Origin of the sequence: Streptomyces sp. ALI-76-A, from assembly GCF_030287445.1 — a bacterium.
GTDB lineage: Bacteria > Actinomycetota > Actinomycetes > Streptomycetales > Streptomycetaceae > Streptomyces.
Map to the genome: position 1 here is coordinate 302572 of NZ_JASVWB010000002.1, position 13112 is coordinate 315683.

The 13112-nt window shown below is 70.3% G+C and carries 12 protein-coding genes and 1 pseudogene; 6 read left to right on the forward strand and 7 right to left on the reverse strand.

What is annotated here, in order from left to right; all coding sequences use genetic code 11:
* Positions 1-14 precede the first annotated feature (14 nt).
* Positions 15-725, forward strand: coding sequence for a ThuA domain-containing protein (locus tag QQS16_RS02115; RefSeq protein ID WP_286059862.1), 711 nt, complete (start codon positions 15-17; stop codon positions 723-725).
* On the forward strand, positions 695-1837 hold the full coding sequence (locus QQS16_RS02120) for a Gfo/Idh/MocA family protein (RefSeq protein WP_286059864.1): 1143 nt from the start codon (positions 695-697) through the stop codon (positions 1835-1837). Before QQS16_RS02115 ends, QQS16_RS02120 begins: the two co-directional genes overlap by 31 nt.
* A gap of 442 nt (positions 1838-2279) precedes the next feature.
* On the opposite strand, the gene QQS16_RS02125 is transcribed toward QQS16_RS02120, so the two are convergent.
* Positions 2280-3419 carry a PucR family transcriptional regulator gene (locus QQS16_RS02125; RefSeq protein ID WP_286059866.1) on the reverse strand — a complete coding sequence of 380 codons (1140 nt, stop codon included), beginning with the start codon at positions 3417-3419 and terminating at the stop codon, positions 2280-2282.
* 87 nt (positions 3420-3506) lie between these two features.
* Here QQS16_RS02125 and QQS16_RS02130 point away from each other — a divergent pair, with 87 nt between their 5' ends.
* Both QQS16_RS02130 and QQS16_RS02135 read left to right on the forward strand, forming a co-directional pair.
* The gene (locus QQS16_RS02130; protein ID WP_286059867.1) at positions 3507-4562 is read left to right on the forward strand and encodes a ferredoxin reductase; all 1056 of its coding nucleotides are present in this window, start codon (positions 3507-3509) and stop codon (positions 4560-4562) included.
* A 7-nt stretch (positions 4563-4569) separates the two neighbouring features.
* Positions 4570-5688 carry a fatty acid desaturase family protein gene (locus QQS16_RS02135; protein WP_286059868.1) on the forward strand — a complete coding sequence of 373 codons (1119 nt, stop codon included), beginning with the start codon at positions 4570-4572 and terminating at the stop codon, positions 5686-5688.
* A gap of 722 nt (positions 5689-6410) precedes the next feature.
* On the opposite strand, the gene QQS16_RS02140 is transcribed toward QQS16_RS02135, so the two are convergent.
* From QQS16_RS02140 to QQS16_RS02155, 4 genes are all read right to left on the reverse strand, one after another.
* The gene (locus QQS16_RS02140; protein ID WP_286059869.1) at positions 6411-7124 is read right to left on the reverse strand and encodes a cation efflux transmembrane domain-containing protein; all 714 of its coding nucleotides are present in this window, start codon (positions 7122-7124) and stop codon (positions 6411-6413) included.
* Positions 7124-7459 carry an ArsR/SmtB family transcription factor gene (locus QQS16_RS02145; RefSeq protein ID WP_286059871.1) on the reverse strand — a complete coding sequence of 112 codons (336 nt, stop codon included), beginning with the start codon at positions 7457-7459 and terminating at the stop codon, positions 7124-7126. The genes QQS16_RS02140 and QQS16_RS02145 overlap by 1 nt, the downstream gene beginning before the upstream one ends.
* A gap of 393 nt (positions 7460-7852) precedes the next feature.
* Positions 7853-8020: a hypothetical protein gene (locus QQS16_RS43840; RefSeq protein WP_286059873.1), complete on the reverse strand. Its 168-nt coding sequence runs from the start codon at positions 8018-8020 to the stop codon at positions 7853-7855.
* 218 nt (positions 8021-8238) lie between these two features.
* A complete protein-coding gene (locus QQS16_RS02155) occupies positions 8239-9144 on the reverse strand; it encodes a LysR family transcriptional regulator (RefSeq protein WP_286059874.1) in 906 nt (301 codons plus the stop codon).
* A gap of 275 nt (positions 9145-9419) precedes the next feature.
* On the opposite strand from QQS16_RS02155, the pseudogene QQS16_RS02160 reads away from it, so the two are divergent.
* Positions 9420-9587, forward strand: a pseudogene (locus QQS16_RS02160) (VOC family protein); the annotation flags it as partial.
* Positions 9588-10020: 433 nt separating this feature from the next.
* On the opposite strand, the gene QQS16_RS02170 reads toward QQS16_RS02160, so the two are convergent.
* Entirely contained in the window at positions 10021-10929 is a 909-nt protein-coding gene (locus QQS16_RS02170) for an NADP-dependent oxidoreductase (RefSeq protein ID WP_286059876.1), read from the reverse strand.
* Positions 10930-11339: 410 nt separating this feature from the next.
* Here QQS16_RS02170 and QQS16_RS02175 point away from each other — a divergent pair, with 410 nt between their 5' ends.
* On the forward strand, positions 11340-11696 hold the full coding sequence (locus QQS16_RS02175) for a MerR family transcriptional regulator (RefSeq protein ID WP_286059878.1): 357 nt from the start codon (positions 11340-11342) through the stop codon (positions 11694-11696).
* Positions 11697-12611: 915 nt separating this feature from the next.
* Here QQS16_RS02175 and QQS16_RS02180 read toward each other — a convergent pair.
* On the reverse strand, positions 12612-12986 hold the full coding sequence (locus tag QQS16_RS02180) for a hypothetical protein (protein WP_286059879.1): 375 nt from the start codon (positions 12984-12986) through the stop codon (positions 12612-12614).
* Positions 12987-13112 lie beyond the last annotated feature (126 nt).

A 13112-nucleotide genomic window follows, 5' to 3' on the forward strand; every position in this document is an offset into this window, starting at 1 on the left:
ATAGTGAGATCACGATGACGCTGAAGAAAGCCCTGGTGGTCCGCGGCGGCTGGGAGGGGCACCGGCCGGTCGAGGCGACGGAACTGTTCCTGCCCTTCCTGCGGAGCAACGGATACGCCGTCCGAGTCGAGGAGTCGACCGATGTCTACGCCGACGCCGCCGAGATGGCCGGCACCGACCTGATCGTGCAGTGCGTCACGATGTCGGAGATCACGCGCGAACAACTCGCGGGACTGACCCGCGCGGTCACGGCCGGCACCGGGTTCACCGGCTGGCACGGCGGCATCGCCGACTCGTTCCGCGCCTCCTCCGACTATCTCCACCTGGTGGGTGGGCAGTTCGCCACGCACCCGGGCAGGGAACCGTGCGAGCGCCGGGGCGGGCCGGAGGACAACTTCCTGCCGCATACCATCGCCGTCACCGAAGCCGGCCGCGAGCACCCCGTCACCGCGGGCATCGACGACTTCGAGCTGCACACCGAGCAGTACTGGGTGCTCCACGACGACCTCGTCGACGTCCTGGCCACCACCACGCATCCCACCCGGCCGTGGGAGCCCTGGCACCGGCCGGTCACCTCACCGGCGGTCTGGACCCGCCGGTGGGGGGCCGGGCGGATCGTGGTGACGACGCCGGGGCACAGCCTCGACGTACTGGAAGACCCCAACGTCCGCACCATCATCGAGAGGGGCATGCTGTGGGCGACGCGCACCGCGTCGGCGTCGTAGGGCTCGGAGTCATCTCCCGCGCGTACCTCGACACCCTGGCCGGTCATCCCGCCGTGCGCGTGACCGCGGTCGCCGACCTGGACGCCTCCCGGTCGGCAGCGGTCGCCGCCGGACTGCCCGGTGTCCGGGCGCTGACCGTCGAGGAGTTGCTGAGCAGCCCGGACGTGGACACGGTGCTGAACCTCACCACCCCCGGGGCGCACGCCGACATCGCCCTCGGGGCCATCGGCCACGGCAAGAGCGTCTACGGGGAGAAGCCGCTCGCCGCCACGCTCGCCGACGCCCACACCGTCATGGCGGCCGCCGCGCGGGCGGGAGTCGGAGTGGGGTGCGCACCGGACACCGTGCTGGGCACCGGAGTGCAGACGGCGCGGGCGACCCTGGCCGCCGGGAGCATCGGACGCCCCCTGTTCGCCTCGGCCGTGATGGTCACCCCGGGCCACGAACGCTGGCACCCGCACCCCGACTTCTACTACACCGAGGGCGGCGGCCCCCTGCTGGACATGGGGCCGTACTACCTCGCCTCCCTTGTCCATCTGCTGGGCCCGGTGCGGGCCGTGACGGGGGCGTCCAGCCGGCTGCGCGCCGAGCGGGTCATCGGTTCCGGGCCGCGCACGGGAGAGCGGATACCGGTGGAGGTGGACAGTCATGTCTCCGGTGTGCTGGAGCACGTGGACGGAACGCTGACGACGATCACGACGAGCTTCGACGGGGTGGCCACCACGGCGTCCCCGATCGAGGTCCACGGCGAGGCGGGAACCCTCGCCGTCCCGGATCCGAACCGCTTCGACGGCGACGTACGCATCTTCGGACTCGGCGACACGCAGTGGCGCACGCTCCCTCCGTCCGCGGGCTACGTCGACGGCGCACGGGGAGTGGGGCTGCTCGACTTCATCGCCGCCGACGGGCAGCGGGCACCGCGCGCGAGCGGCGAACTCGCCCTGCACGTACTGGAGACGATGACCGCGCTCCTGCGTTCGTCGGCCGAGGGACGGCGCATCGAGCTGACGACGTCGGCGCAGCCGCCCGCCTCCGTGCCCCTGACGGCCGCCGAGGACTGGGGTGGCTCCGCCGAGGAGTGGGGCGGCCGGGCCGCGCCCAGCCCCGCGTGATCCGGTGATGCCGCGGCGGTCGGTGCGCGGGCCAGGTGTGCGCGGGCGCGTTCACGTGCCTGTAGTCCATGCTGCCCAGCCGTGCGCCAGCCGCGCGCTCGTGGGTCAGCTCGTGCCAGGACAGCGCCTTCCACGACGGCATGAAGGCTGTTGTCCAGGGCATAGCGGCCCGGATCACCGAGCAGATGTTCGATGAGCGCGTCGACGAGCGGGTTGTGCGCATCGTCCACCGGATCCGATTGAGCCGTATCCGCCCCCGCGCTTCTCAGAGACAACGCCCCGGCGGGCTTCCTGAGGCCTTGTCTGGTCTGCACGTCAACCCCCGGTCTCAGCTGGCTCATACCGCTCTTCCCCGGGCCGCACGAGCCAGCTGATGACACCGAGAACGAGGCACGGTTCCTGGACCGCTCACGGACGCGGTCGTGGACGGTCGAAGTACGCGTCAGCTGTCCCGAAGACCGACCGCCAGCGTCAGTTCCAGGACCCGGTGTGGTGACGCGAGATCCGGAAACAGCTCCCGCAGCTGCGACATCCGGTACCGGACCGTCTGGGGATGGACGAACAACGCCGCCGCCACCTCCTCCCGCCTGCCCTGGTGCAGCAGCCACGCCCGCAACGTCTCCTCCAGCCGCCGCGCGGTCGCGGCAGGCAAGGTCCGCAACGGTGCGAGGGCTCGGGCGCGCAGGTCCGCGAACGCCTCCACATCGGCGCTCAGCACCAGCTCGGGCAGATGGTCCTCGGTGTCGCGAATATCCGAGGAGAGGGAGCGCGCGCGTACGGCTCGTGCGTACGAGGCGGACGCACGAGTCCATGGCCGGGCCGGGCCGACCACGGCGGTGCGGTCGGTGAGCTGCCGCAAGAGATGTGATCGGTCGGCATCGGGGACGAGCAGCACACCGGTGGCATCCGGCAGATCGTCCAGGACGAGGGTGCTCGGGTCGAGCGCGCGGTAGGCAGGCCGGGCCTGGGCGGCGGGCAGCAGGACCGCGGTCAGCGAAACCGGAGGCTGCCACCCGGCCCGTTGAACAGAGGCCAGCAGCACCTCCGGGCTCGCGCCGGCGAGGAGGTCGCGGGCCAGGTGTTCCAGGTGGCGCTCTTGGTCCCTGCCCCGGGCGGCCAGTTCGTCGGCGTGACCCGCGGCGCTCGCGGCGGACAGCTCGTCGATGTAGGCGAAGGTCAGCTCGGCGAACTTGGCGACCTCGGCGGCGGGCAGACCTGCGGGTACGGCACCCGCTGCCAGGCATCGCCAGGCCACGCGGGCGCCGACGCGGTAGGCGCTGAGCAGGGCGTCCATCGAACGGCCGTCGCGCACCTCGCCGCGGCCCAGCTCGTAGGCCGCGTCACCGGCGTCGCCGCCTGTGGCGTTGCCGCTCGCGAGGTCCAGGTAGTGCCCCAGGGCGGTGCGGACGGCTCGGCGGATGGTGGCGCCCATGTGGCCCGAAAGGGCGTTGGCGTAGGGAGGGACCTCGTCGATGATCGCCTGGACGACCTCGTCGGCGGTGGTCTTCAGCGCGGCCCGCAGTGCGGTGACCGTCGTCTCGTCCAGGGCCAGTTCGCTGGCCCTCTGGATTGCATGGCTCACGTTTCTATTCCCTGCGAACAATTCGGCCAGCCAGATTTACGTCCTGCGGTCAGGACTTTACGCCCTGAGGCGCAGCAAGCTGGAGTCATGACGAGTACAGCCCTCCGCAGCAGGGCGTGGAAACTGCTGGAGATGGTCACGACGCCGCTGCTGCCGTCGGACTACCTCGACCTGGTCAGCCCCCTGCGTGCGGGCGCTGACCTGCGTGGGCGCATCGAGGCCGTGCACCCCGAGACGGGTGACGCCGCGACCATCGTGATCAGGCCGGGACGGGGCTGGCGCGGCCACACGGCCGGTCAGTACGTGCGGATCGGGGTCGACGTCGACGGGGTGCGCCTGTGGCGTGCCTACTCCCTCACCTCCCCGACAGACCGCCAGGACGGCCGCGTCACGATCACCGTGAAGGCGATCCCGGACGGCAAGGTCAGCAACCACCTGGTCCGCAGGGCGAAACCGGGCACGCTGATCCAGCTCGACCAGCCGACCGGTGACTTCGTGCTGCCCGAGGCCAAGCCCGCCAAGGTGCTCTACCTGACGGCCGGCAGCGGCATCACGCCCGTGATGGGCATGCTGCGCGACACCGAGTTCGACGACGTCGTCATGGTCCACTGCGCGCCACAGCCGCACGACGTGATCTTCCGCGACGAACTGCACGACCTGGTCGCGGACAAGAAACTGCGGCTCACCGAGGTGCACACCGACACAGACGGCATGCTCGACATCGCCCGTCTCGACGAACTCGTGCCCGACTGGGCCGAGCGCGAGACCTGGGCCTGCGGGCCCGCGGGCCTGCTCGACGCCGCCGAAGAGCACTGGAGCCAGCACGGCGTCCATGAGCGCCTGCACACCGAACGCTTCCGCCCCAGCATCGTCGTCACCGGCGACGGCGGCGAGGTCACGTTCAGCGCCACCGGCAAGAGCGTCGACGCGGACGGCGCCACGCCGTTGCTGGACGTCGGCGAGGAGGCCGGCGTGCTCATGCCCTCCGGGTGCCGCATGGGCATCTGCTTCGGCTGCGTCACGCCGCTCAAGGCGGGCGCCGTCCGCGACCTGCGCACCGGCGAGATCACCGAGGCCGAGCCGGGCGTCCTCATCCAGACCTGCGTGTCCGCCGCGGCGGGCCCCTGCGACATCGAACGGTAGGAACACCTTGACCGCAATCGACCCCACCGCCCACCTGACCGCGCAGCAGATCGAGGAGCTGGGCCGCGAGCTGGACGCGATCCGCGACGAGGTGATCGCCGACCGCGGCGAGAAAGACGCCGCCTACATCCGCAAGGTCATCTCGGCGCAGCGCAAGCTCGAGCTGGTCAGCAGGGGCGTGCTGCTGTTCTCGATCTTCCCGCCCGCGTGGCTGCTCGGCACCGCCGGGCTGTCCGTGGCGAAGATCATGGACAACATGGAGATCGGCCACAACATCCTGCACGGCCAGTGGGACTGGATGCGGGACCCGAAGATCCACTCCACCACCTGGGAGTGGGATCACGTCTCGCCGTCCGAGCAGTGGAAGCACTCGCACAACGAGCTGCACCACACCTACACCAACGTGATCGGCAAGGACAACGACCTCGGCTACGGCATCATGCGCGTCGACGAGGACCAGAAGTGGCACCCGTTCCACCTCGGCCAGCCGCTGTGGAACTTCCTCAACGCCTGCTTCTTCGAGTACGGCATCGCCGCGTACGACCTGGAGCTGGGCAAGAACCTGCACAAGCGCCGCCGCAAGAACCCGGAGTTCCGCGCGCGGGCCAAGGCCGTGGGCCGCAAGATCCGCAAGCAGGTGCTCAAGGACTACGTGATCCACCCGCTGCTGTCGGGCCCCTCGTTCCTCCCCACGCTCGCCGCCACGTTCACCGCGAACCTGGTCCGCAACGTCTGGACCCACTCGGTGATCATGTGCGGGCACTTCCCCGAGGGCGTGCAGGTCTTCGAGCGCCGGTCGATCAAGGGCGAGACGCGCGGCCAGTGGTACCTGCGCCAGATGATGGGCTCGGCGAACATCAGCGGCAGCAAGGCCATGCACTTCATGACCGGCAACCTGTCGCACCAGATCGAGCACCACCTGTTCCCGGACCTGCCGAGCAACCGGTACGCCGAGGTCGCGGTGAAGGTGCGCGCGCTGTTCGAGAAGTACGAGCTGGAGTACGTCACCGGCCCGCTGCCCAAGCAGGTGTTCTCCGCCTGGCACAAGGTCTTCCGGCTCTCGCTGCCGAACAAGAAGCCCGAGGTCGAAACGCCGGACCGCGAGCAGGAGCTCGTCGCCGCCTGATTCCCGGTATCGGTTCAGATCTCCCGGCCGTACCGGCGGCACCGCCGGGTTCGGCGAGATCCGTTGCGGACGGTGGGCCACAGCGACGTCAGACCGTGCGACACGGGACCCGGGGCAGCCAGGGTCCGGCCACGCTGCCCGGACGTGCGCCAAGGTCACCCGGGCGGCCGATGGCCTGGATGGAGGGCATGGTGCGTGACGTGGGCGCTGCCGCAACCCATGCCGAGCACTCCCGATGCCGTGCCCGAGCTACGGCCGGGCGGACGGCGGAGCCCAAGAGGGACGGATTCAGGGCCCTGGTCTCCGTCGACGCGGGCCGGGTGGTGCTGCGTTCCAAGCGCGGCACCGAGATGCTTGCAGCGTTCCCGGAGACCGGGGCGGTTCCGCAGTCGCTCGGAGGCGAGTCGTCCCGCGGCGTCCCGTACTGCCAGTTCGCCGTCCAGCGCGGTGGCGTCCGGCGGGCGGTTGCCCGGGGCGGCCTGGGCGGCGGACGAGTGGCCGGCCCACTTCGTCGCGTTCGACCTGCTGCGGCTGTCCGGGACCGCCACGACCGGGTGGCCGGGTAGGCGAAACGGGATGAATGCGAGCCCAGTAGGCCCAGAACAGCCGGGCGGAATACCTCGAAGCCCCGCAGACCGCGGAAGAGGTCGTCCACGACGTCGAGGGCCCGCAGGCGTGAGCCTGCGAGCCTGTCCGGCCGGGCGCCTGACCGGGGCTGGGGTTCAGTTGCAGCAGTCGCAGCCCGGGCGGCACCCGCAACCGTCGGTCTCGGCACTCACGGGCCCGGCGGGCAGGGCGGCCGGGACCGCGCAGCAGCCCTTGCCCTGCCAGGCGTCGCGGCCTTCCTTCACAGCGATCGCCGCGATGACGAGGGCTGCGATCGGGTCGGCCCAGGACCAGCCGAAGATGCTGTTGGCGAGCAGACCGACGAGCAGGACCGCCGACAGATAGGTGCACAGCAAGGTCTGCTTGGAGTCCGCGACCGCGGAGGCGGAGCCGAGTTCACGGCCCGCGCGGCGCTGGGCGGCGGACAGGAACGGCATCACGGCCAGGGAGAGCGTGGCGAGCACGATGCCGGCCATGGAGTGCTCGGCCTCGCCGCTGCCGGCCAGGGCACGGACGGACTCGACGGCGACATACGCGGCGAGGGCGAAGAAGGAGACGGCGATGATCCGCAGAGTGGTCTTCTCGCGGGCCTCACGGACCGCGTGGTCACGTGCGGAGAACTGCCAGGCGACCGCTGCGGCGGAGGACACCTCGATGATCGAGTCGAGCCCGAAGCCGATCAGGGCAGTCGACGACGCGATCGCTCCGGCGGTCAGGGCGACGACTGCCTCGATCAAGTTGTAGGTGATCGTCGCGGCGACGAGCAGTCGTATTCGCCGGGCGAGGGCATCACGCCGGGCCGGAGACGGCCCGAGGGATATCGCGGTCATCAGCAGCACCCCTTCTCGTCGGCGTCCACACAAGTGCGGTCCGTCTCGACGGCGACGACGGCTGCACGCAGTTCGTCCAGCGCATGACCGAGACGCTCGTCGGCGAGTTCATAGCGAGTGCGGCGGCCATCCGGTACGGCCACGGCCAGGCCGCAGTCCCGCAGACACGCGAGGTGATTCGAGAGCCGGGTCCGGGAAATGCCGAGTTCCTCGGCAAGGTCGGCAGGATGAGCAGGGGCTTTGCGCAGCGCGAGCAGAATGCGGCAGCGGATGGGGTCGGCGAGTGCACGGCCGAACCTGGCCAGCACCTCGACCTCGGGGGCGACGGTCAACATGAAGCGAGAGTACAGCGCATCCTGAATTCAGGAAAACCTGAACGGTGGTGCCGTCTGGCCAGGGAACGGCGCGGGGCCGGAACACCGACTCCTCACCGGTGAACGCGGAAGACGACCGAGGCGATCGCCGGCGGGGTCACCGGCAGTCCGGCCGATACGCCGGCGGCGGACACCTGCGGTACACGGGCCGCACCACCAGCCTCACCCGGCGGCCAGCGGCACACTCACCGGCCCGCTCACCCCTGCGCGGACCTGCGGGGTGCGAACCTGGAGGTCCGACGGTTTTCACTCAGGCACAGGGGCCCGCCGATCCGTCGGCGGGCCCCTGTATGTGTGCTGTCAGGCCACCGGAAGGTTGGAACGTCCCACCGCGGGAGGCACCGAGGCGAGGCATCAGGAGGGCAGCTTGTCGGAGCGGTAGACCTTGCCACCGCGATCCTCGATCGGCTCCTGCGCCACCGCGAAGTGATCTCGATCAACGGCACCGGCTACCGTCCTGGTCGGGCCGCCCGGCTGCGGCAAGTCGACCTTCGCCGGCCGGTACCCGGCCAGCTGGCGCATCTGCCTCGACCTCTACCGGCTGGCCGCAACCGACTCCTTCTCTGTCAAGTCCAGCTCGCTGAAAGCGGCCCTGGTCTGCATGCGGCTACCCAACTCGGCCGTCAGCCCGTACCGCCCAGGACGAGACATGGCCGACGACACAGCCGATACAGCCAAGCGACTGCTGTGCCGTGAGCTTTGGGACAGCCCGAGTTCGGTCTTCTCGTGCGGATCTGTGCTCACGCTGTGATGTGCGTCTTTGTGCAACTTGCAGCGACCGCGTCGGCGAAGCTCCGGGCGAGCGGGGAAAGGGCGTCCCAGCGGCGTACGGCCCAGCCGACCGACAGCGGCGGCAGCGCCGGAATGGGGATGAGACGCAGGGGGCTGACGTCACCAGGTGTGGGGAGACCCGGTACGGCGGGAACGACGGCGTGGCCCAGGCCGAGTTCGGCAAGGAGCAGGGCTGTGTCCCAGTCGGCGACGCTGGTGTCCGAGCCGGTCCGGATCCCCAGTTCGGCGAAGAAGGTGTCCAGATGGGCGCCGGAGGTGGAGTTCGGCGGCAGCCGGATGAGGCGGATGCCTGTGAGGTCGGGGGCGTCGATGCGCGTCCGGGCCGCGAGCGGATCGTCGGACCGGATGGCGAGCACCCAGGGCAGCTCGGCGACGGGGCGCTGCTCGATGCCGCGCACTGGGCCGCCGACGGTGATCCAGGCGAGGTCGAGGTTGCCGGCCAGGAGGGCGTCGAAGCATCCGCGGCTGGAGGTCTCGGTCTGGAACTCCAGGTTCACCTTCGGGTAGCGCCGACGGAAGGAGACGATCGCTTCGGCCATGAAGTGCCGGACGGTCGTGCCGCCGGTCGTGATCCGCACGGAACCGCTTTCGCCGTTCACGAGGTCTCCCAGGCGGCGCAGCGCAAGATCGAGCCCGGTGATCCCGTCGGCGGCGGCATCGCACAGGATGCGCCCCGCCGTTGTGGGAACAACCCCGCGCGGCTGGCGTTCCAACAGGCTCATGCCCGTTTCCCGCTCCAGGCGCTTGACGTGCTGGCTCACTGCGGACTGGGTGCAGGACAGGTCACGAGCCACGGCGCTGAGGCTTCCTGCCCGGCACACGGCCACGAACACGCGCAGGTCATCCAGAGTCATAGAACCCAAGCTATACCTGGGGTGAGTGGAGTAATCCCCAGGATTGACTGGGGCGTTGGGGTGTCAGAAGATCGTTGCAGGGCCCAGGCGGCAACCCGTCCGGTGCCTTCGTACGGATCCGGACCGGCGAAGGCGCTGTGCGGGTGCCGACCAACCCCTTACCGAAGGGACACGGACACTGTGTCTGCTCTCCCTGCCACGACCGACCGGGCTGTCGCCCTGCTGCGTGAGTTCGGTGCCGAAAGCGTCGTCCACCCCGGCGGCACTCTTCTTACGTCGTTGCCGTCCCGGAGCCCAAGACGGCAGCGAAGAACCGTGTGCACCTCGATCTCGGCACCACCTCTGCGGCTCGTCAGGCGGAGTTGGCCGCACGCCTGAAGGTTCTCGGTGCGACGTCGGCCGACGTGGGCCAGGGCGATGTGCCGTGGACGGTCCTCGCCGACTGCGCACCGGCGTGCAGACCGTGCCGGACCGCGTCCGTCTTGAAGTCGCTGAGCCGGCCCATCAGTTCGCCGATCCGCTGCCGCTGGGAGCGGGGAGCGGTAGGGGCGGGCGTAGGCCCGATCGTCGAGCAGGGTGTGGTTGAAGCGTGCGACCTTGCCGTTGGTCTGCGGGCGGTAGGCCGGGTGCGCTGGTGGGTGATCTGGGCCGCTGTCACAACTTCCGTGGACAGGACACCTGGTGCCCCCGTGGACGACGCCTCACGTGTCACGTGCGGTGCCCGAGTGGGGGCGGCCTGCCGGACGAGGCCCCATGGCGATCGGCCCGCTCCGGACCGCCCGCTCGCCGGTACCGATCGAGGGCACACTCGCCACGCAGTCCCGCACGTGGCGAGTTACCTACCTCGTGGGCCTGTTCAGATACGGATCAGCCTGTTCAGATGCAGATCACGATCTTTCCTCGGGTGCGTCCGCGCTCGGCGTGCGCGTGGGCGTCGGCGATCCGCTCCAGGGGGTAGGCCTGTTCGATACGGGGTGTGTAGCGGCCTTGCCCGCCCAGTTCCGCCGCCGCGGACAGGAGAGTGGAGTCGTTCACCGCGTGGGCCACATGCGTGCCCAGGCGGTGCCCGCCCGCGTGGTCGGCGACCGTCGCGACGCGCTTCGGATCGCCCGCGATCGCGACGAGGTCGTCCAGGGAGCCGGAGGCCGCGGTGTCGAGCACGATGTCGACGCCGTGCGGAGCGAGGGTGGTGAGGCGCTGTGCGAGGCCGGGGCCGTAGGTGGTGGGAACGGCGCCGAGAGAGGTGAGGAACTCGTGGTTGCGTTCGCTGGCTGTCCCGATCACGGTGCCGACACCTTGTGCCACGGCGATCTCGACCGCCGCGCTGCCCACGCCTCCGGCGGCGCCCTCGACGAGGAGGGTGCGCCCCGCGAGGGGGCCGAGCGCGTCGAGCCCACGCATCGCGGTCACGGACGCGAGACCGGCGCCCGCGGCCTGCTCGTCGTTCCACGTGGCGGGGGTGTGCGCCCAGGCCGAAAGGATGAGCAGCTCCGCGGTCGCGCCGGTGACGCCGCCCAGCCCGAAGACCCGGTCGCCGATGCTCACCCCCCGCACCCCGTCGCCGATCTCGTCGACCACACCGGCGCCGTCGCGCCCGGGAATGTCGGGCAGATCCAGGGGGAAGATCTGGTGCAGGGCGCCGGAGCGCAGCTTCCAGTCGATGGGATTGACGCTGGCCGCCGCGACGCGGACACGAATCTCACCGGGTCCGGGATGGGGGTCGGGGGCCTGCTCGATCACCAGGTTCTCCGCTCCGCCGTATTCATGGAACCGGGCTGCGCGCATAGTGGTCTGCCTCACTTTGACGGGCCGGAATGACGTGTTCATCCGACGCTCGAGACTCTAGAACCTGACGTTGACGTGAGGTGCAAGTCGCCATTGCCGCCCGGCCCGCGGATGAGTGAGGTCGCCGAGCGGGCGGGGGTGGGCGAGGGGGCCTGCGCCACTGCGAGGGATCACGCCGCCCGTCACGGTCGACACCCATGGGCCCTCGGGCCGGCTCGGCGATCCCGGCGCGACGCGAGGGCTGCCGTGCGTACGTGAACCGCTTGAACACCCTCGGGTCCGCCACCAGATCATGATCGATCTCGGCGTCGGCAACGGTTCGATCGGCCCTCAGGGCTGCCGGAGCCGGTACTGCTAGGTTAAACCTGACGTCAACGTGAGGTACGAGCGGGAAGGGAGCGACCTGCGTCATGCGCATCGGACAGCTCGCCAGGCGGTCAGGGGTCAGCGTGCGGGCCCTGCGCTACTACGAGGAGCAGCGGCTCCTGGAATCGTCGCGGACGGCCGGTGGGCAGCGCGACTATCCCGACGAAGCCCTGGAGCGGGTCCAGCTCATCCAGGACCTCTTCGCGGCCGGCCTCTCGAGCCGTACAGTCGTCGAACTCCTGCCGTGCGTGAGCACCGGCGTCGCGACCCCCGCCATGCTCGACCAGCTCGTCATCGAACGCGACCGCATCGCCGCACGCATCCAGGACCTGACCCGGGCCAAGACCAAACTCGGCCGCGTGATCGAGAATGTGACCGCGGCGAACGTGGCGCAGGACTGATTACCCGTCGCCAGGGGGCCCCGACCTGTCCGGCATCTACCGGGCACGGGCCGGACAGCCCCAGGCGTATCCGGCCGTGGCGGATCGCGACCCGCTGTTCGTCCTGGTCGCAGGAGTCCCGCCACAGCACCACACCGACGACCCCGGCGGCCGCGACCAGGACCGTGACGCGTCGGCCCGGCCCGGCGGCTGCGGCGCTCGAACACTTCGGCGCCCATGAGTTCGGCGTCATCCTCAACCCCGTTCGCGCTCGACCGGATGCCGACGGCGATCCGATCTGGGCGAAGGCAGCGCAGCGCTACTCACGGACAGGACCAGGACGGACAGAGCGGGGGTCGCGTCCACGCGGCCCGACGGTCGGCACGCCGCTGGAGCAGGGGGGCGGGCGATCCACGCGGCCCGGTTCAGCCTGCCCCGGCCCAAGCCGCCCGGTGCCGGGCCGGCGCCAAGGCCGCGCTGCGGGCACAATCAGCGGCCGACGCCGGTTCGGACGTTCGTCTTGGGGGCGCATAAAGGGGCGTTGGAACAGCGTGTGCGGGAAGACCAGGGCCGGGACGAGGGTGACCGTGCCCGCGCACAGGGCGACAAGCAGGGCCAGCAGGGTGGAGCGGCCGGTGGCGGCCTGCTCGGCGGTCAGTGCGGGCAGGAGTGGATACGGGTACTGGCCTGCTGCCCGGCCCACCAGGATGGCGGTCACGGCGAGCGCGGAGGTGAGCCACCTCCGACGTCGCGCAGGCCATGCCCGTTCTTCTAGTGCCGCGGCAGGCAACGTTTGCCCGTCAAGGAGCGGCGTCCGGTGCGTGCTCTCGGCGCGCCGGCCGGAAGCCCTCGTACTGGATGTACTTGGGCTTTCGGCCGGTGCGGCGAGAGTGCGTGCCGGACGCCGCGACGGGGCGAACGTTGCCTGCCGCGGCACTAGTTGTAGTGCGGCCTCAGGTGCAGCGAGTTGATGGGCGTCAGGTCTCGGTACTCGCCGTGTTGGGCCGCGATCGACGACGTGCAGTCGTTCGCGTTGTAGCTGAGGCACAGCTCGACCACCGCGCCGTCGTACTGGTTGTTCAGCACCCAGTGGTTGCCCACCTGGTTGCTGAGGTTGTGCGCACCGTAGGTCCAGTAGATGTGGCTCGGTGACACGGCCGGGTTCTGGTTCTGCGGGTAGATGCAGACTGCGCCGTACGGACAACCTGCCCAGGCGTCGGCCGGCTTGGCCTGTGCGGTGCCCGTCGCGACGACGAGCGCGGTCACGCCGGCGAAGGCCAGCGCGGCGGCGCGCCTCAGCTTGGTGTGCATGGAAGGTGGCTCCTCCGTGGTGAGATCGGGTGATTGCCGGAGACCTTACGGAGCGGGTGGGCGTGGCAGGTCCTGACAGATGTCAGGGCCCGGCTCGCAACGGGAGTGCGTACGTTCGCGGGAGAC

Bases quoted from the DNA above. Each gene is read 5' to 3' on its own strand.
- QQS16_RS02155 (WP_286059874.1), bottom strand. From the start codon at position 9,144: ATGACTCTGGATGACCTGCGCGTGTTCGTGGCCGTGTGCCGGGCAGGA.
- QQS16_RS02180 (WP_286059879.1), bottom strand. From the start codon at position 12,986: ATGCACACCAAGCTGAGGCGCGCCGCCGCGCTGGCCTTCGCCGGCGTG.
- QQS16_RS43840 (WP_286059873.1), bottom strand. From the start codon at position 8,020: ATGCGCCAGCTGGCCGGGTACCGGCCGGCGAAGGTCGACTTGCCGCAG.
- QQS16_RS02130 (WP_286059867.1), top strand. From the start codon at position 3,507: ATGACGAGTACAGCCCTCCGCAGCAGGGCGTGGAAACTGCTGGAGATG.
- QQS16_RS02115 (WP_286059862.1), top strand. From the start codon at position 15: ATGACGCTGAAGAAAGCCCTGGTGGTCCGCGGCGGCTGGGAGGGGCAC.
- QQS16_RS02140 (WP_286059869.1), bottom strand. From the start codon at position 7,124: ATGACCGCGATATCCCTCGGGCCGTCTCCGGCCCGGCGTGATGCCCTC.
- QQS16_RS02175 (WP_286059878.1), top strand. From the start codon at position 11,340: ATGCGCATCGGACAGCTCGCCAGGCGGTCAGGGGTCAGCGTGCGGGCC.
- QQS16_RS02145 (WP_286059871.1), bottom strand. From the start codon at position 7,459: ATGTTGACCGTCGCCCCCGAGGTCGAGGTGCTGGCCAGGTTCGGCCGT.
- QQS16_RS02170 (WP_286059876.1), bottom strand. From the start codon at position 10,929: ATGCGCGCAGCCCGGTTCCATGAATACGGCGGAGCGGAGAACCTGGTG.